The organism is Mesorhizobium sp. WSM4884, from assembly GCF_029625675.1.
Taxonomy (GTDB): Bacteria; Pseudomonadota; Alphaproteobacteria; order Rhizobiales; family Rhizobiaceae; genus Mesorhizobium.
In genome coordinates this window covers 29,192-51,351 of the sequence record NZ_JARTVO010000007.1, presented here as the reverse complement: position 1 = coordinate 51,351, position 22,160 = coordinate 29,192, and the positions used below count along the sequence as shown (strand labels likewise).

General features: G+C 64.2%; 19 protein-coding genes. 9 read left to right on the top strand and 10 right to left on the bottom strand.

Annotated features, from left to right (window positions below; translation table 11 throughout):
- Nucleotides 1–199: 199 nt before the first annotated feature.
- Nucleotides 200–814, top strand: a complete 615-nt coding sequence (pncA, locus tag P9236_RS13175; protein WP_278075059.1) for a bifunctional nicotinamidase/pyrazinamidase — start codon at nt 200–202, stop codon at nt 812–814.
- A gap of 261 nt (nt 815–1,075) precedes the next feature.
- Nucleotides 1,076–2,497 carry a sodium:proton antiporter gene (locus tag P9236_RS13170; protein ID WP_278075058.1) on the top strand — a complete coding sequence of 474 codons (1,422 nt, stop codon included), beginning with the start codon at nt 1,076–1,078 and terminating at the stop codon, nt 2,495–2,497.
- Nucleotides 2,498–2,528: 31 nt separating this feature from the next.
- Here the strand turns inward: P9236_RS13170 and P9236_RS13165 are convergent, their stop codons facing one another.
- The 7 genes from P9236_RS13165 to pncB form a co-directional block, all read right to left on the bottom strand.
- Nucleotides 2,529–3,245 (bottom strand): ABC transporter ATP-binding protein, encoded by a 717-nt coding sequence (locus P9236_RS13165; protein WP_278075057.1) that lies wholly within the window; start codon nt 3,243–3,245, stop codon nt 2,529–2,531.
- Nucleotides 3,238–3,966 (bottom strand): ABC transporter ATP-binding protein, encoded by a 729-nt coding sequence (locus P9236_RS13160; RefSeq protein WP_278075056.1) that lies wholly within the window; start codon nt 3,964–3,966, stop codon nt 3,238–3,240. The genes P9236_RS13165 and P9236_RS13160 overlap by 8 nt, the downstream gene beginning before the upstream one ends.
- Nucleotides 3,963–4,925: a branched-chain amino acid ABC transporter permease gene (locus P9236_RS13155; protein WP_278075055.1), complete on the bottom strand. Its 963-nt coding sequence runs from the start codon at nt 4,923–4,925 to the stop codon at nt 3,963–3,965. Before P9236_RS13155 ends, P9236_RS13160 begins: the two co-directional genes overlap by 4 nt.
- Nucleotides 4,922–5,803: a branched-chain amino acid ABC transporter permease gene (locus P9236_RS13150; protein ID WP_278075054.1), complete on the bottom strand. Its 882-nt coding sequence runs from the start codon at nt 5,801–5,803 to the stop codon at nt 4,922–4,924. The genes P9236_RS13155 and P9236_RS13150 overlap by 4 nt, the downstream gene beginning before the upstream one ends.
- Nucleotides 5,804–6,017: 214 nt before the next feature.
- The gene (locus P9236_RS13145; RefSeq protein ID WP_278075053.1) at nt 6,018–7,322 is read right to left on the bottom strand and encodes an ABC transporter substrate-binding protein; all 1,305 of its coding nucleotides are present in this window, start codon (nt 7,320–7,322) and stop codon (nt 6,018–6,020) included.
- A gap of 207 nt (nt 7,323–7,529) precedes the next feature.
- Nucleotides 7,530–8,990 carry a hypothetical protein gene (locus P9236_RS13140; protein ID WP_278075052.1) on the bottom strand — a complete coding sequence of 487 codons (1,461 nt, stop codon included), beginning with the start codon at nt 8,988–8,990 and terminating at the stop codon, nt 7,530–7,532.
- A 183-nt stretch (nt 8,991–9,173) separates the two neighbouring features.
- Nucleotides 9,174–10,478: a nicotinate phosphoribosyltransferase gene (pncB, locus tag P9236_RS13135; RefSeq protein ID WP_278075051.1), complete on the bottom strand. Its 1,305-nt coding sequence runs from the start codon at nt 10,476–10,478 to the stop codon at nt 9,174–9,176.
- Nucleotides 10,479–10,724: 246 nt separating this feature from the next.
- On the opposite strand from pncB, the gene speB reads away from it, so the two are divergent.
- Complete coding sequence (speB, locus tag P9236_RS13130) at nt 10,725–11,780, top strand: agmatinase (protein ID WP_278075050.1); 1,056 nt, start codon at nt 10,725–10,727, stop codon at nt 11,778–11,780.
- 51 nt (nt 11,781–11,831) lie between these two features.
- Here the strand turns inward: speB and P9236_RS13125 are convergent, their stop codons facing one another.
- Nucleotides 11,832–13,235 (bottom strand): MATE family efflux transporter, encoded by a 1,404-nt coding sequence (locus tag P9236_RS13125; protein WP_278075049.1) that lies wholly within the window; start codon nt 13,233–13,235, stop codon nt 11,832–11,834.
- A gap of 237 nt (nt 13,236–13,472) precedes the next feature.
- Here P9236_RS13125 and P9236_RS13120 point away from each other — a divergent pair, with 237 nt between their 5' ends.
- From P9236_RS13120 to ugpC, 6 genes are all read left to right on the top strand, one after another.
- The gene (locus tag P9236_RS13120) at nt 13,473–14,390 is read left to right on the top strand and encodes an AraC family transcriptional regulator (RefSeq protein WP_278075048.1); all 918 of its coding nucleotides are present in this window, start codon (nt 13,473–13,475) and stop codon (nt 14,388–14,390) included.
- Nucleotides 14,391–14,631: 241 nt separating this feature from the next.
- The gene (locus P9236_RS13115) at nt 14,632–15,906 is read left to right on the top strand and encodes an extracellular solute-binding protein (RefSeq protein WP_278075047.1); all 1,275 of its coding nucleotides are present in this window, start codon (nt 14,632–14,634) and stop codon (nt 15,904–15,906) included.
- 113 nt (nt 15,907–16,019) lie between these two features.
- A complete protein-coding gene (locus P9236_RS13110; protein ID WP_278075046.1) occupies nt 16,020–16,886 on the top strand; it encodes a sugar ABC transporter permease in 867 nt (288 codons plus the stop codon).
- Nucleotides 16,883–17,710 (top strand): carbohydrate ABC transporter permease, encoded by an 828-nt coding sequence (locus P9236_RS13105; protein ID WP_278075045.1) that lies wholly within the window; start codon nt 16,883–16,885, stop codon nt 17,708–17,710. The genes P9236_RS13110 and P9236_RS13105 overlap by 4 nt, the downstream gene beginning before the upstream one ends.
- Before the next feature lie 14 nt (nt 17,711–17,724).
- Nucleotides 17,725–18,771, top strand: coding sequence for an NAD(P)-dependent alcohol dehydrogenase (locus P9236_RS13100; RefSeq protein WP_278075044.1), 1,047 nt, complete (start codon nt 17,725–17,727; stop codon nt 18,769–18,771).
- Nucleotides 18,772–18,774: 3 nt separating this feature from the next.
- On the top strand, nt 18,775–19,863 hold the full coding sequence (ugpC, locus tag P9236_RS13095; protein WP_278075043.1) for a sn-glycerol-3-phosphate ABC transporter ATP-binding protein UgpC: 1,089 nt from the start codon (nt 18,775–18,777) through the stop codon (nt 19,861–19,863).
- Between the two features lie 12 nt (nt 19,864–19,875).
- On the opposite strand, the gene P9236_RS13090 is transcribed toward ugpC, so the two are convergent.
- Complete coding sequence (locus P9236_RS13090; protein WP_278075042.1) at nt 19,876–21,462, bottom strand: FGGY-family carbohydrate kinase; 1,587 nt, start codon at nt 21,460–21,462, stop codon at nt 19,876–19,878.
- Entirely contained in the window at nt 21,459–22,142 is a 684-nt protein-coding gene (locus P9236_RS13085) for an HAD-IA family hydrolase (RefSeq protein ID WP_278075041.1), read from the bottom strand. Before P9236_RS13085 ends, P9236_RS13090 begins: the two co-directional genes overlap by 4 nt.
- Between the last annotated feature and the right edge of the window lie 18 nt (nt 22,143–22,160).

The window sequence follows — 22,160 nt, the reverse complement described above, 5'->3', positions numbered from 1 at the left end:
AACCTGCCGGCGCCGGGCGCGGGCAAATTCATTCGTATGCAAATGATATCAACTTCGCCGCAATTGTCAAAGCGGAGGCTCTCGCCACGGCTTTGTTATGCCTGTAGAGGTTGACGCGGCCAGCCATCTGGTCGAGGGTCTGCCTCCGGTCGCGTCAGCGGCATCTGATTGGAGCCCGAGCCGAACCGAAGGGGAGCCCATGGCCGACGAAGCGCTCATCGTCATCGATCTGCAGAACGATTTTTGCCCTGGCGGCGCGCTGGCGGTTTCCGGCGGCGACGAGATCGTGCCGCTGGTCAACGACTTGATCCGGCGGACCGAGCATGTCGTGCTGACGCAGGACTGGCATCCCGCCGGCCATTCGAGCTTCGCTTCCAGCCATCCCGGCAAGCAGCCCTTCGAAACGATCGAGATGCCCTACGGGCGGCAGACGCTTTGGCCGGATCACTGCATCCAGGGCAGCCTCGGTTCCGATTTCCATTCGGGGCTCGCATGGACCAAGGCGGAACTGGTGATCCGCAAGGGTTTCCGCACGGCCATCGACTCCTATTCGGCCTTCTTCGAGAACGATCATACGACGCCGACCGGACTCGCCGGCTATCTCAAGGAACGCGGCATCGACGCCGTCACGCTGGTTGGGCTCGCTACCGATTACTGCGTCGCCTATTCGGCACTCGACGCAGTGAAGCAGGGCTTCAGGACGACCGTGCGGCTCGACGCCTGCCGCGGCATCGACCTCAACGGCTCGCTCGACACGATGATCGCGCTCATGCGCGAGGCTGGCGTGACGCTCGAAGACCATTTGGCGGACTGACCAGACCTTGAGGCAGGCGAAGGCTCCTTTCGTGTCTTCCTTGTGGGGGGACCTCCTCACCGGGATTGCCAACTTGCGGCGCCGGGATGCGGGCTCCCCCTTCTCCCCTTGTGGGAGAAGGTGTCGCCGAAGGCGACGGATGAGGGGTGTTCCAGGGAAAGCCGACGTCTCACTCCGCTGGAGCACCCCTCATCCGTCTCGGCGCTGCGCGCCGATCCACCTTCCCCCACAAGGGGAGAAGGGAAGGCGCGGGGCGGCCAGATGAGGCGGCTTTTTTCATTCGCCGCGCTTGCCATGGCAGTGCTGCTTCCAGCACAAGCTCTGGCAGCCGAGGCTCACGCGCTGCCCGGCGCCGCGATGTCGCTCTGGTGGGCGCTGCCCTTTGCGGGCTTGTTGTTGTCGATCGCGACAGGGCCGCTGCTCTTTCCGCATTTGTGGGAACATCACTACGGCAAGATCGCCGCCGCCTGGGCAGCACTTGCCGTGGTTCCGCTGGCGATCGCTTTCGGCATCTCGTCGGCAAGCCAGGCGGTGCTGCACACGCTGCTCACCGAATATCTCTCCTTCATCATCCTTCTGTTCGCGCTGTTCACCATTTCCGGCGGCATCCTCGTTGCCGGCAACATCCATGGCACGCCGCTAGTCAATGCTGGCCTGCTGCTGATCGGCGCGATCCTTGCCTCGATCATCGGCACGACCGGCGCCTCGATGGTCCTGATCCGGCCGGTCCTGCGCGCCAACGACAATCGGCCTTTCAATGCCCATGTGGTGATCTTCTTCATCTTCCTGGTCTCCAACATCGGCGGCTCGCTGACACCGCTCGGCGATCCGCCGCTGTTCGTCGGCTTCCTGCTCGGCGTCGACTTCTTCTGGACCACGGTGCACATCCTGCCCGACACGCTCTTCGTTGGCGGACTGGTGCTGCTCATCTTCCTCATGCTCGACATCGTCCTCCATCGCCGCGAGGCCGGCATGCCGAAAATCAAGGACCCGACGCCGGACACGAAGGTGCGCCTGCGCGGGCTGGCCAACCTGCCGCTGCTTGCCGGCGTGATCGGCGCGATCCTGCTTTCGGCGAGCTGGAAGCCCGGCGTGAGCTTTTCCGTCTTCGGCGTCGGTCTGGAACTGCAGAACCTGATGCGCGACGCGATCATCCTGGCGCTGGCCTTCCTATCGCTCAAAGTCTCGTACAAGAGCCACCGCGAAGCGAACGGGTTCAGTTGGGACCCCATCGCCGAAGTGGCGAAACTCTTTGCTGGCATTTTCATCTGCATCGTGCCGGTCGTCGCCATCCTGAGGGCCGGGCACGACGGGGCGATGGCGCCGCTGGTCACGCTGGTCACCTCAGCCGACGGCAAGCCCAACGACCTCGCCTATTTCTGGCTGACCGGGGCGCTGTCGTCCTTCCTCGACAACGCGCCGACCTATCTGGTGTTCTTCGAGCTTGCCGGCGGCGATGCGAAGCACCTGATGACGGAAGCGGCGTCGACGCTTGCCGCGATCTCGGCGGGCGCCGTGTTCATGGGCGCCAACACCTATATCGGCAATGCGCCGAACTTCATGGTCTTTGCCATCGCCAGGCATCGCGGCTTCAAGATGCCAGGCTTCTTCGGCTACATGGCATGGTCGGGCCTGGTGCTGATCCCGACTTTTTTGATCGCGGGATTTTTGTTCTTCGGGTGAAGCGAAACACTATCCGCGTCGGCGCTGCCCCTCAGCCCACGCCCACATATCGCCGCACCGCCGACGGATCCACACGCAGTTCCTCGACATCGACTGTCTCGCGGTTGCGGCCGTTCTCGATGAATGAGACGCGGTCGGCGACCGAAAGCACGGCGTCAACGCGCTGCTCGACCAGAATGGTCGAGACGCCGAGGTCGCGCAGCTTCGCCACCGTCTCGCGAATCTTGGCGATCATCGACGGCATAAGCCCTTCCGTCGGCTCGTCGAGCAGCAGCACCTGCGGCTCGAGGCAGAGCGCACGCGCCATGGCCAGCATCTGCTGCTCGCCGCCGGAAAGCGTGCCTGAGCGCTGCTTCAGCCGCTCTCGCAGCAGCGGGAAGAGGTCGAGGACATTCTCGCGCGTCTGCTTGCCCCTGCCCCGCGCCATCAGGCCGATCTCGATGTTTTCCGCCACCGTCATGTCGGCAAACAATCGCCTGCCCTGCGGCACATAGGCGACGCCGGCCTTCGGCACGTCATGCGCGACGAGCCCTGTCAATTCCTTGCCGTCCAGTTTGATCGAGCCGGCCGCCGCCGGCACCAGCCCCATGATCGCCTTCAGCGTCGTCGTCTTGCCGGCGCCGTTGCGGCCGAACAGGCAAAGCACCTCGCCCTTGTTAAGCGCGAGGTCGAGGCCGTGAAGCACCTGGACCTCGCCGTAGAAGCAGTCGAGGCCGGAAATGGCTAGGGCTCGCGGTGTCTCAGCCATGCGTCGCTCCGAGATAGGCATCCTGGACCGCGGTATTGGCGCGGATCTGCTCCGGCGTGCCTTCGGCGAGGATCTTTCCCGAATTGAAGACGGTGATGCGGTCGGCGAGCTGCATGACCACCGGCATGTTGTGCTCGATGAGCAGGACCGTTGCGTCCTTGGCGATCTCGCGCACCAGCGCGGTGAAATTGTCGATCTCGCTGTCGGCCAGGCCTTGCGTCGGCTCGTCGAGGATGAGCAGACGCGGCTTCAGCGCCAAGCCCATCGCAACTTCGAGCAGACGCTGGTGGCCGTAGGAAAGGTGCGCGGCCAGTGTGCCTGCCCGGTCGGCGAGGCCGGTGCGCTCCAGCGCCGCCATGACGCCGGCCCGCACCTGTCCCTTCGAGCGGCCGTCGGTCAGCGTGCGCTGCACCGGCAGCGCGACATTGTCGAATGCCGTGAGGTTGGCAAAGACGCTGGTGATCTGGAAGGTATAGGCGACGCCGAGGCGAACCCTTTTGTAAGCCGGCATGGTCGTGATATCGGCGCCGTCGAAGACAATCATGCCCGCCGACGGCCGGATGCGGCCGCTGAGCAGGCTGACGAAGGTGGTCTTGCCGGCGCCGTTGGGGCCGATGATGGCGCGGATTTCGCCCGGGATGAGCGCGAAGTCGACGCCGTCGACGGCGCGCAGGCCGCCAAAATGACGCGACAGGCCCTTGGTGGTGAGCAGCGGCGTCATGGCAGCCACCGTAACCAGCGCTGGCGGATGGAGCCCAGAATACCCTTCGGGGCAAACAACACCAGCAGGATCAGCGCTATGCCGACGATCAAGAGATAGGCGGAGGTGAAGCCGCTGGTGATGTCGATGACATAATACATGAACAGCGTGCCGACGAGCGGCCCGAGCGTGGTGGCGGCGCCGCCGAGCAGCACCCAGAGCAGCGGCAGGATCGAATACTGCACCGAGGCGAAGCTCGAGCCGATATAGCCGAACAGCAGCGCATAGGCCGCGCCCGACGCCGCGCAGATGGCGCCGGAGGCGACGACGGCGGCGAGCTTGTTGGAGACGGTATCGTAGCCGAGCATTTTGGTGCGCTCCTCATTCTCGCGAATTGCGACCAGAACGCGGCCGAAGCGGGAGCGGACGATGGCAAGGGTGATGAGCAGGACGACCGAGAACAGCGCCAGCGCGGCCATATAGCGCATGGTCGGATTGGTCAGGTCGAACGAGGCACTACCGAGATTGAGTGTGCGCGACGCCTGCTGGATAACCAGGCCCTGGTCGCCGCCGGTCCAGGCAGCGAAATACAGGATGAGCAGATAAAACACCTGCGCGAACATCATGGTGACGATCATGAACGCCACACCCGATGTGCGCAGGGCCAGCAGGCCGGTGACCAGAGCAAGCAGCGCGCCGCAGACGATCCCGACAAGGAAAGCTTCCGGCACACCCCAGCCGAGATGGTAGACGGTCAGCCCGGCGCCATAGAGGCCGGCCGAAAAGAACATGGCATGGCCGAGGCTGAGCAGGCCGACATAGCCAAAGAGTAGATTGTAGCCCATGGCGAAGACGGCGAGCGCCATGATGCGGGCGAAGAGGCCCTGGTGGTAGTCCGGCAAGACGAAGTTCAGCACAAACAGAAGCGCGATGACGCGGACATGCAGGGCGTAGGTCTTTGCCGGCGAAGCATCCCTCATCGCTGCGTCGTCCCGAACAACCCCTGCGGCCTGAACACCAGCACCATGGCGACCACCAACGTGGCGATGATCTTAGCCAAAGTCGGCGAGAAGAACACCGAGACGATGCCGTCGGAGAGGCCGATCAGGATGGCGGCGACGACGGTGCCGCGCAGCGAGCCGAGGCCGCCGATGATGACGACGATGAATGACAACAACAGCGGGTCCTGCCCCATCAGGTAATGCGCCTGGCTGATCGGCACGATCAGCACCGCGGCGATCGCCGCCAGCATGGCGCCGACGGCGAAGACGCCGGCATAGACGCGCTCGACCGGAATGCCGAAGGCCTGGGCCGTTTCGCGGTCATATTGAGTCGCCCGCATGATCAGCCCGATCTTGGTGCGCGTCAGCACCAGCCAGGTGATCACCAGCAGAACGGCGGAGGCCGCGACCACCGAGAGCTTATAGCCGGAGTAGCCGAACCACGGCAAAAGAATGCGGTAGCTGAAGGGCGGTTCCACCGGGCGCGCTTCCGGTCCGTAGAAGGTCAGCGCCAGCTGCTGGATGATGTAAAGCATGCCGATGGTGGCGACGATGGTGCTTTCGGGATTGTAGTTCAGCCGGCGCAGCACCAGCCATTCAGAAAGAAACGCGACCAGCCCGACCAGCAAGGGCGCGATCACCAGCGCGGCGACAAAGCCGATCGCCGGGTGGCCCGAGATCGCCGTCGAGATCGCCCAGGCAAGGACCGCGCCCAGCATGAAGAACTCGCCATGCGCGACATTGACGACGCGCATAACGCCGAACACCAGCGACAGGCCGAGCGCCGTCAGCGCCAGCACGGCCGAGGTTACGAGGCCTTCGAGGGCAGCAAGCAGGAGGTGGGGTCCGAAGTGCATTAGGCATGAACGGATGCGCGAGGCACCCCCCTCTGGCCTGCCGGCCATCTCCCCCTCAAGGGGGGAGATTGGATGTCACCTTGGATTGCGCCAATCACCAACGCCGGCAAATAGGTGCCGGCGCACGAACTACCGATCTCCCCCCTTGAGGGGGAGATGCCCGGCAGGCAGAGGGGGGGTGACTTGGCGCCCACGCGTTGCTGGTAAGGCAAACCTACAGCGCCTGCGTCGTGTAGTCCCCTTCCGGCTCGTAGAGGCCGTCCTCGATCTTGGTCTTGTGGACGACATTCAACCTGCCGCCTTCGACCTTGGAGATGTTCTGGATACCAAAGCACTGGTGGATCTTGCCGTTGAAAGTCTTGGGGCCTTGCGGATGTTCCGGGCCCTCGGCGAATTCTTTCAGCGCCTCGGTCGCCTCGACCAGCTTGGCGCGGTCTTCCGGTCCCTTGTAGCCGGCATCCTCCATCGCCTTCTTGACGACATAGAGCGTTTCCCAGCAGCCGAACATATGCGAAGCGGTGGAGACGTCCTTGGGATCGCCGACGGCGGCGCCGTTGTCGTCGATGCCGACGGCGGCGCGGTAGGCCTTCTGCGCGGCGGAATCGTCGGGCTGCGCATAGCGCGGCGAGCCTTCCCAGAAATGGCTGCCGTCGAGGAATTCGAGGCCGGGGCTGTTGATGTCGACGGCTTCGAGCGAATCCATGAAGCCGAAGAGCTGCGGCCGTTGCGAGCCGTAGAACTCGCCGAGCTCCTTGACGAAAGTAAGCACGGCCGGGCCGACCATGACGTGGTAGATGACTTCCGTCTCGGCCGGAATCTGTGGGAAGTATTTGGTGAAGGACGACTCCGTCGGCGGGATGGCGATCTGCGCGATCACGTCGGCGCCTTGCGCCTTGAGCGCAGGCGGCAGGTAGTCGCGATGGTCGTAGCCGAAGGCGAAGTCGGGGAAGATCTGCGTCACCTTCTTGCCGGCGTTGGCGGCGATCCACGGCGCCATCGCCTGGATCTGACTCTTCACGTCGGTAATGCCGGGCTGGAAGATGTAGCGGTTGAGCTTGGTCGAAGCGACGTGGTGGCCTTCGCTGACCACGAAATAGGGGATCTTGTTCTCGCCGGCGGCCGGCGCCGAGCCGATCACGACGTGCGAGAACAGCGTGCCGAAGACGATGTCGGTCTTATGCTGCTTGGCGAACTTGCCGACCACCTCGGCACCGCGGGCGGGATCGGTGCCGTCGTCCTCGATGACCAGCTCGACCTTGCGTCCGCCGATGCCGCCGGCGTCGTTGATCGCCTTGACGGCGGCGGCGCTCGTTCTCTCGTACCAGCGGCCATAGGCAGCGCCGATGCCGGTGCGATGAGACTGAAAGCCGATCCTGATCGGTGCCGAGCTCTGCGCCTGGCTGTAGCGGACGAAGCCGGGCGCCAGTGCAAGGCCGGCGCCGGCGGCCATGCCTTTCAGCGCGGCGCGGCGGGAAAGCGTGGTTTTTGAAAGGTCGAAAAATCCGTTCTTGTCAGCCATGTCCGTTCCCCTGTTTTTTTCAGTTTTGACCAGCGATAAGGCGGCTCGATCCTCCTCCCTCGGAGGACGCGAAAATTGCATGTGTACAAACTAAATCACCAAAGCCATGACGTGGCAAGCGAGCTTCCCCGACGGCATTCGGAGCAATTCCAGGAAAAGTGTGTAGCGGTTTCCGTCCGGAGTTGCGCAGCAAGAGGCGCCCTTGTCTCATCCAGCCGTCGGCGTGGCAAGCAGCCATAGGCCGAATATCGTGTAGGCGATCATCAGAAGCGTCAGCGGGAGCTGGCTCAGCGCGGCTCGCGACGGTTGCGGGTGAAGACGCCAGGCAAGGCCATGCGCGACGAGCACGGCCAGTACATGGCCGGCGATGATGACGCCGGCCTGGACATTCCACAGCCACCAGGCCGACTCCGCACCGGCGACGACGCCGGCCTCGACCATCCAGTCCGCAGTGCCGAACAGGTTCCAGCCGAGCGCGAAGGGATCGGAAAAGGCCACCAGCGCGTACTGGCCGCCGACGAGCACCACCGTCAGGTAATGCGCGATGTGGTAGGCGAGCGCGATCGGCACGATCGACCACACCAGCAGGCCGGCAGTTTCCCGGAATGAATGTTCGTCGCCGACAAGACGCTGGCCGAGAAAGATGGCAACGGCGAACACGGCCGCAAGCAGGACGAAGGAGAGCACGAGGCCGAGGCTGCCGATGCCGATCAGTGCGGTGCGGCCCGGAAATTCCAACGGATTGATGCCGAACAGGCCCAGCCAGAAGAAGGTCTTCGACAGACCGTCGAAGGATACGGAGGACAGCGCCAGCAAGAGGAAGGCTGTTCCGCTTGGCGGCAACGGCTCGGCAGAGAGCAGTTTCGCTCCGGGCCAGCAGAGCCCGAACCGGCTTTCTTCGCGCCGGAACGCCGCGAAGCGGGCGATCATGGAGAAGAAGACGCTCAGGAATTCGCCCCGCCGGCTCCAGTCGCTGTAGCCGAAAAGGAGCATGGCGAGGAAGCTGATCAGCCAGTAGAGGCCGGCGGCCACAGCCAATCGCGCGGGATCGTCTGGCGCCGGGTCGATCAGTTCGAACCAGGCAAAGGCGAAGAACAGCACGAAGGCCGACCAGAAGCCGAGCCATCGTGGCAGGCGCGAGGGCCGGGCTTCGCTCCCGCGTTTGCCGGCAAGCCGGCTCACGACGCGCCAAGGTCCGTACCACGGGTTGAGCCAAGACCAGAGATCGCCGAAGACGCCCTGCAGCAGGGTGAAGCCGGCCCAGAGCAGGGTCCAGATCACGAGCGGCAGCGGGTTGGACAGCGGGTCGCGGCTGCCGAAAAGGCCGGCGGCGACCAGCAGGGCGAAGCCGGCAAAGGAAAATAGGCTGACGATGGTGCGCGGGCCGCCGCTGAAGGCGAAGAGGGATAGGCGCCTGCGCCAGAAGCGGTCAAGGGCAGCGGGGGGCAGCAGCGCCAGCACGAGGAAGCTGACGGCCACGGCAAGAGCGCCGCCGGCGATATAGTACCCCGTCGGAAGAAGCAGCACGTGGCCACGGTCGGACGCGTGGGCGAAGGCTGGGGTGGGGAGAAGTGGTGTCAGCGCCAAGGCGACTGCGAGGGATCGAGGCCCGTGGGGATTATTTGCAGCGTCGCGATCCTTCGCACCCCCCTCTGTCCTGCCGGACATCTCCCCCACTTGGGGGGAGATTGGCTGCCGCCGCCGCTTTCGCCAATCGCCGGCGTCGCAGGAGAAGCGCGCCCCGGATGAACTGCTGATCTCCCCCCTTGCGGGAGAGATGTCCGGCAGGACAGAGGGGGGTTGGCGGGAACTCAAGTTATCCGATTATCCGAAATTCCGTTTTAGCAGTCCTCACACCTTCACCAGCTGCTGCACCCGCCCCTTCTCGCCGAAGATGCGCAAATAGCGTTTGATCTCCTTCTCATCCCCCGTCGCCTTGGCCGGGTTGTCGGACAGCTTCACCGCCGGGCGGCCATTGGCTTCGCTGACCTTGCAGACCAGCGAGATGGCGTCGAGGCTCTTGGTCTCGGTCGGCGCGCAGCCTTCGAAATCGTTGGTGAGGTTGGTGCCCCAGCCGAAGGACATGCGCACCTTGCCCTTGAAGTGACGATAGGCCTCCTCGATCGTCTCGACTTCCAGCCCGTCGGAGAAGATGAGCAGCTTCTGCTTCGGGTCCTTGCCCTTCTCGCGCCACCAGGACAGGATCTTCTCGCCGCCTTCGATCGGCGGCGCGCTGTCGGGGCGGAAGCCGGTCCAGTCGGCGATCCAGTCCGGCGCATCGCGCAGGAACGCAGCGGTGCCGAAAGTGTCGGGCAGCACGATCAAGAGATTGCCGCCATAGTAGCGCTGCCAGTCCTGCAGCACCTTGTAAGGCGCCCGCCGCAGCTCTTCCTCGGAATTGGCGAGTGCCGCGAACACCATCGGCAGTTCATGCGCGTTGGTGCCGAGCGCCTCGAGGTCGTTGTCCATGGCCAGAAGCACGTTGGAAGTACCGGTGAAGGCTTCGCCGATGCCTTCCTTCAGCGCCTCAACGCACCAGCGCTGCCACAGGAAGGAATGCCGGCGGCGCGTGCCGAAATCGGAAATGCGGATGCCGGGCAGCGCCTTCAGCCGCTCGGTCTTGTCCCACATCTTGGCCTTGGCGCGGGCGTAGAGCACGTCGAGCGCGAACGGGCCGAAGGAGCGCAGCGCGGCGCGCGAGCGCAGTTCGTTGATGATGGCGAGCGCGGGGATCTCCCAGAGCGTGGTGTACATCCAGGGGCCGGGGAAGGACAATTCGAACTGGCCGTCGCGCTTGGTGAGCTCATAGTCGGGCAGCCGGAAATCCTCGAGCCAGGCAAGGAATTCCGGCTCGAAGATCTGCTTGCGGCCATAGAAGGTGTTGCCGCCCAGCCAGATCATTTCCTTCTTGGTGAAACGCAAGGTGCGGGCGTGGTCGAGCTGCTCGCGCAATTCGCCTTCGTCGATCTCGTCTGCCAGGCGCACCGAGGCGGTGCGGTTGATCAGCGTGAAAGTGGCGTCGACCTTGGGGTACATGCCCCAGATCATCTGCAGCATCAGAAGCTTGTAGAAATCGGTGTCAAGCAAGCTGCGGACGATCGGGTCGAGCTTCCAGGTGTGGTTGTAGACGCGCCGCGCTATATCGGTCTTTGCCATACTTGCTGCCGCCTTCGCTGCTTGCTCCGAAAGGGTCGCGCCGAAACCCGCTTCAGGCGACATTCTTCCGGCCTTCGTTTTAAGCCGACTGCCTCATAGCATTGAATTTTTGCAAGCGCTGCCCGCTTTGCAAGCTGGCCCGACAAAAAGAAGCGGCCTGCGGCAAGTGTCGCGGCCCGAACGCGATTGATTTTTCGGATGGGCTACCGGACACTTCCGCCAGACAAGAGACAGGAGTATCCGGACATGGGCTACGATCGCGGCAAGCTTGAAGCGTTGCGCCGCAAATATGGCGAGAGCCATGGCGGCGAGATGTTCGACCCGAAATTCCGCAAGGTCGCCGACAAGATCTTTTCGAAGAGCGGCACGCGGCTCGCGCCCTATTCCGGCATCCCGACTTTCCTTGCGGCGCCCTACCGGCAGGTGGCCGCCGACAATCCGGATTTCGGCGACCTGCAGGTGGCTATGATCGGCGTGCCGATGGATCTCGGCGTCACCAACCGTCCCGGCGCGCGCTTTGGGCCACGCGCGTTGCGCGCCATCGAGCGCATCGGCCCCTACAACCATGTGCTGGAATGCGCGCCGACGCACGAGCTTCGCGTCGCCGACATCGGCGACACGCCGTTCCGCAGCCGCTACCGGCTGGAAATCAGCCACGAGGACATCGAAAAGCGCACCAACCAGATCGTCGACGCCGGCGTGCTGCCGCTCTCGGTCGGCGGCGATCACTCCATCAGCCACCCGATCCTGAAGGCGGTCGGCAAAAAGGCGCCGGTGGGCATGATCCATATCGACGCCCATTGCGACACAAGCGGGCTCTTCGACATGACCAAGTTCCACCACGGCGGGCCGTTCCGCAACGCGGTGCTGGATGGCGTGCTCGATCCCACCCGCACCATCCAGATCGGCATTCGAGGCTCGGCCGAATATCTGTGGGAGTTCACCTACGAATCCGGCATGACGGTGGTGCATGCCGAGGAGGTGACCGGCCTCGGCATCCCCGCCATCATCGAAAAGGCGCGGAAAATCGTCGGCGACGGCCCGACCTACATCTCCTTCGACGTCGACAGCATCGATCCGGCCTTCGCACCGGGCACCGGCACGCCGGAAGTCGGCGGACTGACGACGCGCGAGGTGCTCGAGTTGTTGCGCGGCCTGAAAGGCCTCAACATCGTCGGCGGCGATGTCGTGGAAGTCGCGCCGCAGTATGACACGACCACCAACACCGCCCATGTCGGCGCCCAGGTGCTGTTCGAGATTCTCAGCCTGATGGTGTTCAGCCCTGCTCTCAAGAAGGGCTGACGTGCCAAACCAATACGGCCGCCGCGCTAGCTAGAGCCGGCGGCCTTTTGCTCAATGACTGAACGACAGCGCCGGCGCGATGCGGTCGCGCCGCAGCCAGCGCGCGAGCAGAAGCGCCGCCACCACGGCCAGCCCCGACGCCAGGCCGATCCAGATGCCGACGCCGTTGAAGCCGAAATGGAAGGCGAGCAGCACGCCGAGCGGCAGGCCGACGCCCCAATAGCCGATGGCGGCATAGATCATCGGCACCTTGGTGTCGTGCAGGCCGCGCAGCATGCCGGCGGCGACCGCCTGCGCGCCGTCGAAAATCTGGAATAGCGCGGCGAACGCCAAGAACGACACGGCAAGCGTGATCACTCTGGCGTTGCCCGGATCGGCAAGATCGATGAAGGCGCTGATCAGAAGATGCGGCCACAGGATCATCACCAGCCCCATCAGCGCCATGAAGGAGACGCCGATGACAAAGGCGGTCCAGCCGGCGCGCGAGACGCCTTCCGGATTGCCGGCGCCATGCGCAAGGCCGACACGCACCGTGACCGCCTGGTTGAGGCCGAGCGGCACCATGAAGGAGATCGAGGCGATCTGGATGGCAATCGCATGCGCTGCCAGCGAATCCGCGTCGATCAGGCCCATCAGCAGCGCCGCCGCGTTGAAGATCGTCACCTCGAAGGCAAGGATGCCGGCGATCGGCAGGCCGAGCCTCAGCAGGCCGCGAAAGCGCGGCCAGTCGGAGCGCCAGAAGCGGCCGAACAGGCGATAGCGGCGGAACTTCTTCTCCAGCAGCACCACGGCCGCCAAGCCGGCAAACATCAGCGTGCTGGAAAGCGAGGTGGCGAGGCCCGATCCGGCGATGCCCATGGCCGACACGCCGAGATTGCCGAACATGAACACCCAGTTGAAGAACGCGTTGCAGGCAACCGCCACGAAGACGATGATCAATGCCCAGCCCGGCCGCTCCAGCGCCGAGATGAAGGAGCGCAGCACGATATAGCCATAGAAGGGCAGCACCGCCCATTGCAGCCAGTGCAGGTAGATGCCAGCCTGGTGCGCGAGATCCGGCTTCTGACCCATGGCCAAAAGCACTTCCTCGCCATGCCAGAGGAACAGCCAGATCGGGACAGAGACGAGGACCGCAAGCCATAGGCCCTGGCGCACGGTGCGGCGCAGGTCGCGCACGGAATGGCGGCGACGGCCGAGCTCGGTCGCCATCATCGGCGAGGTCGCCAGCATCAGCCCTAGACCGAAGATCAACGGCATGAAATAGAGGTTGGAACCGAGCGCGCCAGCGGCGAGCATGTCCGGCCCAAGCCGGCCCATCATCATGACGTCGGTCGCGGTCGTGGCGGTCTGGCCGAGATTGGTGAGCACCATCGGCCAGGCGAGCGCCAGCGTCGCCCTGATTTCCTGACGCCAAAGTTTTTCCGGCGCACCAGCGCCGGCTTCGATCGCAGACATTTTCCGCTCTTTCAGATCGCGGCGCGTCGGGACCAATCCCGGAAGCCGCACGCAACGGCGCAAAATGGCGCCGTTTGCGCCGTCTTGTGAACGAAATGCGACATATTGGCAAGGGAGGAGGAGCAGCCAGTCTTTGATCCAGCAGGAGGCCGGACCAGCGGCACGTTCACTTGCCGGCCGGGGACTGCTACGGATGTCCGAAGACACACAGCCGGCGAGAGATGCCGGGAGGAATGGATGCCGTTCAGGCGCAGAAAGAACACGGCCGCGATCCCGCGAACTGTGCCCGCCTTCGAGCACATCGTCACCGAGTCGAGCGAGACTTTCCTGTGGCGGCTCGATGACTATCCGTGGGAACGCAACGTCTGGAATTTTCACCCCGAATACGAGATCCATCTGCTCAGGAAATCGTCAGGCGTGGTGCTGGTCGGCGACCATATCGGCGAGTTCGGGCCTGGCTATCTGACAATCGTCGGCGGCGGGCTGCCACATGACTGGGTGACGGCGGTGCAGCCGGGTGAGCTGATCGAGGGCCGCGATATCGTGCTGCAGTTCGACCCGGAGCGGCTGCGCGGCTCGGCCGAGCTGCTGCCGGAGTTGCGCGAGCTGGAGCCATTCCTGGAGCGGTCGCTGCGCGGCATGGCCTTCCATAGCCGCACCGCAGTCGCCGGGGCTGAACTGATGGAGCGGATGGGCACCGTGCACGGGCTCACCCGCTTCCGCTTGTTCCTTGAACTGGTGGATTTGCTGGCCAAGTCCGATGAATACGAGCTCTTGTCGTCACCGGATTTCTCGCCGGTACTCGACGCCACCTCGCTGGACATCATCCAGCGCACGCTGACCTATCTCTTCCAGCACTTCGCCGAAGATTTGAAGCTGCCGGAAGTGGCCGCACTTGCCGAAATGAGTGAAAGCACATTCTCGCGCTTCTTCCAGAAGAACACCGGCAACAGCTTCAGTGACCATGTCGCCAAGCTGAGACTCTGGCAGGCCTGCAAGCTGCTCGCCGATACCGACATCCCGATCACCGACATCTGTTTCCAGGTCGGTTATATGAACATCTCCAATTTCAACCGCGCCTTCCTGCGCAAGCACAAGATGACGCCGTCATCCTACCGCAAGCTGTCGCGGCAGCGGCTGGCGCTACGGGCCTGACCAGCTCGAAATCAGCTACTCCCGACAACACTGATACTCGTGTGACAGGCAGACTTTTCCTGCAGCATTTTTTGCGTCGCACAATGCATAAAAGTACAGATTTGCCGCAACAAGGCTTCTAGCCTCGTCCCATCCAACTCCTCATTTTGGCGACGGGTGGCAGGTCGCCCGGGCGACGGTGAGGGTTGCTTGGCCCGAGGACCTCCGCTTCCCGCGAATGTTCCTGGAGGAGAAAAAATCAATGAAATCAAATCGGCTCGCTGCCAGCCTCGGCGCAGCGTTCGTGCTTACCGCATCCGTGTCAACAGCGGCACTTGCTCAGGCGCCCGTCTGCTCGGCGCCGGTCAAGGTGCTGGCGCAGCCTCGCGACGGACTGACGCTTCTGGAGGACTCGAAGGACGAGTTCAAGAAACTCTCCGGCGCTTCGTTCCAGATCGATTACCTCAACGAGAACGACCGGCGGGCCAAGTCGCGCGCCGACGCCTCCACGGTTGGCAACTACAACGTCTACTACGTCGACGAGGCCAATGTCGCGCTGTTCGCCTCGTCCGGCTGGATCGCGCCGCTGGCCGATTATTATCCGCCCGAGTACGACTTCGCCGACTTCGATCCGGGCCGCCAAAAGGTGGCCACCTATGACGGCAAGGTCTGGTTCGCGCCGCTGACCGGCGGCGGCGACCTGATGGTCTACCGCAAGGACGTGCTGGAGGCCGCCGGCATCCAGCCGCCGAAGACGCTCGATGAACTCATCGCCGATGTGGCGAAGCTGAACGATCCGGACAAGGGCATGTACGGCATCGCGCTGCGCGGCGCGCGCGGCTCGGGCGCCAATGTCTGGCGCTGGATGCCTTTCTTCAAAGCCTATGGCGGCAAATGGTTCGACGGCGACAAGCCGGCTTTCAATTCGGACGCGGCTGTGAAGGCGACCGAGACCTATCTCAAGCTGTTCAAGGACTCGGCCCCCGGCACGCAGACCGGCAGCTGGGATGAATCGACCGGCGCCTTCCTCTCCGGCCAGGTCGCCATCCTCGTCGAATCGACGCCGCTGTCGGGCATGGCGGTCGATCCGAAGACCTCGCAGGTGGTCGGCAAGGTCGGCTTCCTGCCGCCGCCTTCGCCGCTGCCCGGCGGTGGCTACGGCCATGGGCTCGCCATCGGCACCAAGGCCAATCAAGACGACGCCTCGAAGAAGTGCGCCGGCCTTTTCATCGCCTGGGCGACGTCGAAGGAGAACGAGAAGCGCCGGCTCGACGCGCACCAGTTCGGCGAGCTCAACCGCACCAGCATCCTCTCCAGCAAGGAATTCGCCGACATCTACGGCGCCGATCTCGGCCAGGCGCTGGCCGACACCGGCAAGGTCACGGCGGTGAACTTCTGGCAGGATCCGCGCTGGCCCGATCTCGGCGACCGCTGGGGCATCATCCTTGAGGAGCTGGTCACCGGCACCCGCACCGACATCAAGGGCGGCCTCAATGAGCTCGAAGCCTATGCCGACGAGCTGGTGAAGAAGAAGTAATCCTCCCGCCCGTGGCGCGCGGTCGCCGGCATTCGTCGGAATGCCGGGAGCCCGTGCGCCACGGGTTCACGCCAGCGATTCCAATGTATCCGCGATATTCCCGAGGATAGGCAATGCGCCGACGCTCTTCCCTGCCCGTCACCTTTCTTGTTCCCACACTCGTCATCCTGCTCGTGCTGTCGATGGTGCCGACGCTCTATGCCATCGTGATTGCCCTGCAGAACCGCGAATTGAGCGCGACTGGCTATTCCTGGGTCTGGTTCTCGAACTTCGCCGACCTCTTTCTCGACCGCCGCTTCCTCAACGCCGTCTGGGTCTCGGTGAAGTGGGAGATCGTCACCGTGGTGGCGACGATGGCGGTGGCGATCGGGCTCGGCGTGCTGATGTTCGAAGTTGCCTCGCCGCGCCTGCGCAATGTCTACTGCCTGCTGTTCATCATTCCGGTGCTGTTGCCGCGTGTCTCGGCGGCTTTCGTGTGGAAGTTCGCCTATCACCCGCTTTACGGCATCGCCACCTATCCCTACCGGCTGATCACCGGCGGGCTGATCTTCGACCCGCTCTCCAAGGCCTCGACGGCGCTGTTCGCCGTCGCCTCGGTCGACGTCTGGCAATGGGGCCTGTTCTTCGCCGTCATCGTGCTGAAGCTGCTCGAGACCTTGCCGCCGCAGCCGATCGAGGCGGCGCGGCTCGACCATGCGAAGCGCTGGCAGATCCATGCCTACGTGACCTTGCCGATGCTCAAGGCGCCGTTGATCAGCCTGATGTTCGTCAAGATGATCGAATCGCTGCGCTCCTTCGACCTCATCTACGTGATGACGCGCGGCGGGCCGGGCGTCGCGGCCGAGACGCTCGACATGTATGCCTTCTCGCAGGGCTTCATCGAGTCCGGCAAAGTCTCCTATGCCTCGGCGATGGCCGTGCTGATGATGATTGCGACGGTCATCACCTTCACCATGCTTTGGAAGCGGGTGCAGGCATGAGGCCATATCCGATAAGCCTGGGCCGCCTGATCGCCAAGGCCGTACTGGCGCTAGCCGGATTCCTGGCCGTTTTCCCGCTTGTCTGGACGGCGCTCAATGCGTTGAAGAACAACGTCGACATCATCACGCGCGTGCCGCGCCTGGTGTTCACGCCGACGCTTGCCAACATCAGCTACATCCTCGACCGCGACAGTGTGCTGACCGGGCTCTACAACTCGGTCGTCGCCTGTGGCTCCGCCGTGCTGATCGGCGTCGGGCTCGGCCTGCCGGCGGCGTACGCGGTGGCGCGCTATCCGAACCGCTTCGCCGGCGACATTCAGTTCTTCGTGCTGTCGCTGCGCTTCCTGCCCCCGGTGGCGGTGGCCATCCCGCTGATGGTGATCTGGCTTCAGGTCGGTCTCTACGACACTTTGCCGGCGCTCATCGTCACCTATTCGCTGCTCACCATCTCGGTGATCATGTGGCTGGCGATCCCCGCCTTCCAGGGCGTGCCGAGAGAGATCGAGGAAGCGGCTTTCGTGGACGGCTATGGCGCCTACTCGGTGTTCTGGCGGATTGCGCTTCCCGTCGCGGCGCGCTCGCTCGCCGGCGCCATCGCGTTCAGCTTCGTGCTGGTGTGGAACGAGTTCCTGATCGCGCTGATGCTGTCGAGTTCCAACGCCAAGACCCTGCCGATCGTCGCCTCGGAGTTGTCGCAGCAAGGCATGAACGTGCCGTGGGGCATCCTCAACGCTTCGGTCGTGCTTCTGTCGCTGCCGCCGCTGCTGTTCCTCGGCGTGCTGAGCGGCTTCCTGAATTCCATTTTCCGGCAAAAGAAAAGTTGATGCGAGGATACCCGATGCGGGCACTGGTGCTTGAGAAAAAAGGCGAACTGTCGCTGCGCGAGATCGCGCTACCGCTCGAGGTTGGACCGGACGACGTCAGGATCGCCATCCACACCGTCGGCGTCTGCGGCAGCGACGTGCACTACTACACGCACGGCGCCATCGGCAGTTATATCGTGCGCCAGCCGATGGTGCTCGGCCACGAGGCGTCGGGAACGATCGTCGAGATCGGCGCCAATGTCACGAACCTGAAGGTCGGCGACCGTGTCTGCATGGAGCCCGGCGTGCCGAACCTGTCGTCGCGCGCGACGAAGCTCGGCATCTACAATGTCGATCCGGATGTCCGCTTCTGGGCGACGCCGCCGGTGCATGGCGTGCTAGCGCCTTACGCCGTTCACCCGGCCGCCTTCACCTACAAACTGCCCGACAATGTGTCCTTCGCCGAGGGTGCGATGGTCGAGCCCTTCGCCATCGGCATGCAGGCGGCCGCACGGGCACGCATCGTTCCGGGCGATGTCGCCGTCGTCGTCGGCTGCGGCCCCATCGGCATCATGATCGCGCTGGCTGCCTTGGCGGGCGGCTGCTCGAAAGTGCTCATCTCCGACTTCTCCGCGCCCAAGCTCAAGATCGCCGGCCAGTACCCGGGCATCGTGCCGGTCAATATCGGCGAGCAGTCGCTGGTCGATGCGGTGCGGACAGCCACCGACGGCTGGGGGGCCGACATCGTGTTCGAGGCGAGCGGCAGCCCGAAGGCCTTCGCCAATCTGTTCGATCTGGTGAGGCCCGGCGGCGCACTGGTGCTGGTCGGACTGCCGGTCGAGCCGGTCAGCCTCGACGTGCCGGCGGCGATTTCCAAGGAAGTGCGCATCGAGACGGTGTTCCGCTATGCCAACATCTTCGATCGCGCCCTGCAGCTCATCGCCTCCGGCAAGGTCGACCTCAAGCCGCTGATCACCGGCACTTATGATTTTCCAGACAGCATCAAGGCATTCGAACGGGCGGCGCAGGGCAACCCGCAGGACGTCAAGCTGCAGATCCTGCTCACCGGCGAGAAGGGCTGACCCATGTCCGCGATTACCTGCTCCCATGTCGACAAGGCCTATGGCGCCACGACCGTCATCCGCAACCTCAACCTTGCGATCGAGGAGCACGAATTCGTCGTGTTCCTGGGGCCTTCCGGCTGCGGCAAGTCCACTCTGCTGCGGATGCTGGCCGGCCTGGAAGACATCAGCGGCGGCGAAGTGTCGATCGGCGGCAAGGTGGTGAACGACCTCGAGCCCGGCGACCGCGGCATCGCCATGGTGTTCCAGAACTACGCGCTCTATCCGCATATGACGATCTTCGACAACATCGCCTTCGGACTAAAGCGGCAGAAGGTGCCGTCGGCCGAGATCAAGAAGCGGGTCGAGGCGGTTTCGCGAACACTCGGGCTGGAACCTTATCTCGGCCGCAAGCCGACCGAGCTTTCCGGCGGCCAGCAGCAGCGCGTGGCGATCGCGCGCGCCATGATCAAGACGCCGAAAGTGTTCCTGTTCGACGAACCGCTGTCCAACCTCGACGCCAAGCTGCGCAACCATATGCGCGTCGAGATCGCCAGGCTGCACCAGTCGCTTAAGACCACGACCGTTTACGTCACCCACGACCAGCTCGAAGCGATGACGCTTGCCGACCGCATCGTGCTGCTCAAGGACGGCGTGATCGAGCAGATCGGATCGCCGGCGGAAATCTATCGCCGGCCGGGCAACATGTTCGTGGCCGGCTTCATCGGAACGCCCAACATGAATTTCGTCGAGGTGACGGTCGGCCGGGCAAAGAGCGGGTGGACTCTGAACGGTGCCGGAACGGTTCTGGTCGTGAACGGCTCGGATTTTCATCTACAGCAGGGCGATCGTGCGGTGCTAGGCATCCGGCCTCCGGATCTGAAGACGGCGAATGCCGACGCGGGCAGCAACCTGCTGCTAGGTACGGCCGATCTCATCGAATTCCACGGCAATGACGCGCTGGTGACGTTCGGCTCCGGCGGCAAGGAGATCAGCGCGCTGGTTCCGGCTCGCGAATGCCCGGAGCTGCGCGCGGCGGTGCGCTACACATTCGACGAGGAAAGCATCCATCTGTTCGATGCGACGACGGGCTTGTCGCTGCGAAAGAAATAGATCGATGCCAGCCTACGCTATCGCATCGAGCGCCTGCCGCTGCCGGTGCATTTCGAGGAAGATCCGGTAGTCGCGGTCGAAGCGGGCGCCGGCGGCGGGGTTCGAGGGACGCGTCCGGCCGCCCTGCTGCATGGCCACGCAGGCGGCGTTGAGGTCGGGGTAAAGCCCGGCGGCGGTCGCCGCCACCATGCCGGTGCCGAGCAGCACCGCCTCGTCGGCCAGCGGTTCGATGACCGTGCAGCCGGTGGCGTCGGCATAGAGCTCCATCAAGAGCGGGTTCTTCGTGTGGCCGCCGGTGACATGCAGCGTGTCGATCAGGTAGCCGTTCTCGTTCAGCGCCTCCAGCACATGGCGCACACCGAGCGCGATGCCGACGGCGGTGCGCCAGTAGAGCTTGCACAGGCTGTCGAAGGAGGAATCGAGCGTCAGCCCGCTGACCACGCCTACCGCGTGCGGGTCGGCGAGCGGCGAGCGGTTGCCGTGAAAATCCGGCAGGACATGCAGCCGCGCCGCCAGCGCGTCGCCTTCCGCGGCGCGCAGTTCGGCGACGCGCCTGGCGATCCTGGCATGCATGGCCGCATCCGGCTCGCCGCCGGCGCCATGCCAGCGTATGATATGGTCGAGCAGCGCGCCGGTGGCCGACTGGCCGCCTTCCGACAGCCACAGCTTCGGCAGCGCCGCGCCGTAATAGGGACCCCAGACACCTGCGAAAGGCTGCGGATCCTGCGACATGGCCATGACGCAGGACGAAGTGCCCGCAATCAGCGCGAGGTGCCGGCTGATATCTTTCTCGTCGCCGGCAAAGCCGCCGAGAACGCCGAGCGCGCCGGCATAGGCGTCGATCACGCCCGCGCCGACCCGGCATTTTTCGGTCAGGCCGAGATCGGCAGCCGCTTGCGCTGTTAGCGGGCCTATATCGGCGCCGACCGGGCTTGCCTTTTCCGGCAGGCTGCCATGCTCGAAGAGATCGCCGAGGCCGACGAGCTTGAAGAAATCGCGCCGCCAGCTTGTCTCCTCATGCGCCAGATAGGTCCATTTGGCCGTCAGCGTGCATTGCGAGCGGGCGAGCGAGCCGGTCGCCTTCCAGGTCAGGAAATCGGCGAGATCGAACAGATATCCGGCTTCGTTCCACGCTCCGGGCAGGTAGCGTTTCAGCCACATCAGCTTCGGCGTTTCCATTTCCGGCGACATCACACCGCCGATATAGTCGAGCACGGCATGGCCGCTTCTGGTGCATTCGTCGGCCTCGGCGATGGCGCGATGATCGAGCCAGACGATGGTGTCCCAGCGCTTCTCGCCGGTGACCGAGACGCTGAGCTGGCCGCCTTGCCTGTCGCGCACGACAAGCGAACAGGTGGCGTCGAAGGAAATGCCGACGATATCCGAGGCCGCGACCCCCGCCTTTTCACGCGCGGCGCGCACGGCGGCACACACGGCCGACCAGATATTTTCCGAATCATGCTCGGCGTGATCGGGCCTGGGCTGGTGCATGGCGATCGGCCGCTCGGCGCGGCCGAGCAGATTGCCGCGAGAGTCGAGAATGCCCGCGCGAGCGCTCCCGGTGCCGACATCGACCGCGCAAACGAAACTCGTCGTCAAGATGCTTTTACTCTCGCTCCCAGGCCTGCAATCAGATCGGGCAATTGCAGCATGTCAGCGAATATAAAGTCCGGTTCGGTCGACGCAAGCCGCGCCTTCAGCGCGGGGTTGTCCGCGTGCGATCCACCGGTGAAGGCAAAGACGCGCATTCCCGCCGCCCGCGCCGCGGCGACGCCGGCCGGGCTGTCCTCGATGACCAGGCATTCGCGCGGATCAGCGCGCATCGTGGCGGCTGCGTGGAGGAACAGGTCCGGCGCCGGCTTGCCGCGCTTCACCATGGCGGCGCTGAAGAGATGCGGCTCCAGCAGCGCCAGAAGGCCGGTGACGTCGAGCGCGTAGCGGATGCGCTCCAGCGTGCCGGAAGAGGCTACACAATAAGGCAATCCCAGGCTCGGCAGGATCTCCTTGATGCCGGGGATCGGCTTCAGTTCCTCGCGGAACTTGCGCATCAGGTCGGCGCGCATGGCGGTGAGATGCTGGTCGCTGATATCCAGGCCGAAATCGCGGCCGAGGATCTCGCGCACGCTCTTCATGCTCTTGCCGAGGAAGTGTTCGTAGGCGGCATCCTCGCTGACCGTGCCGCCGGCAAGCTCGATCATGCCGAGCAACGCGGAAACCGAGAGCGCCTCGCTGTCGACCAGGACGCCGTCACAGTCGAAGATGACCAGCTCGGGCGTCATGTCAGTTGCTTCCAGTGC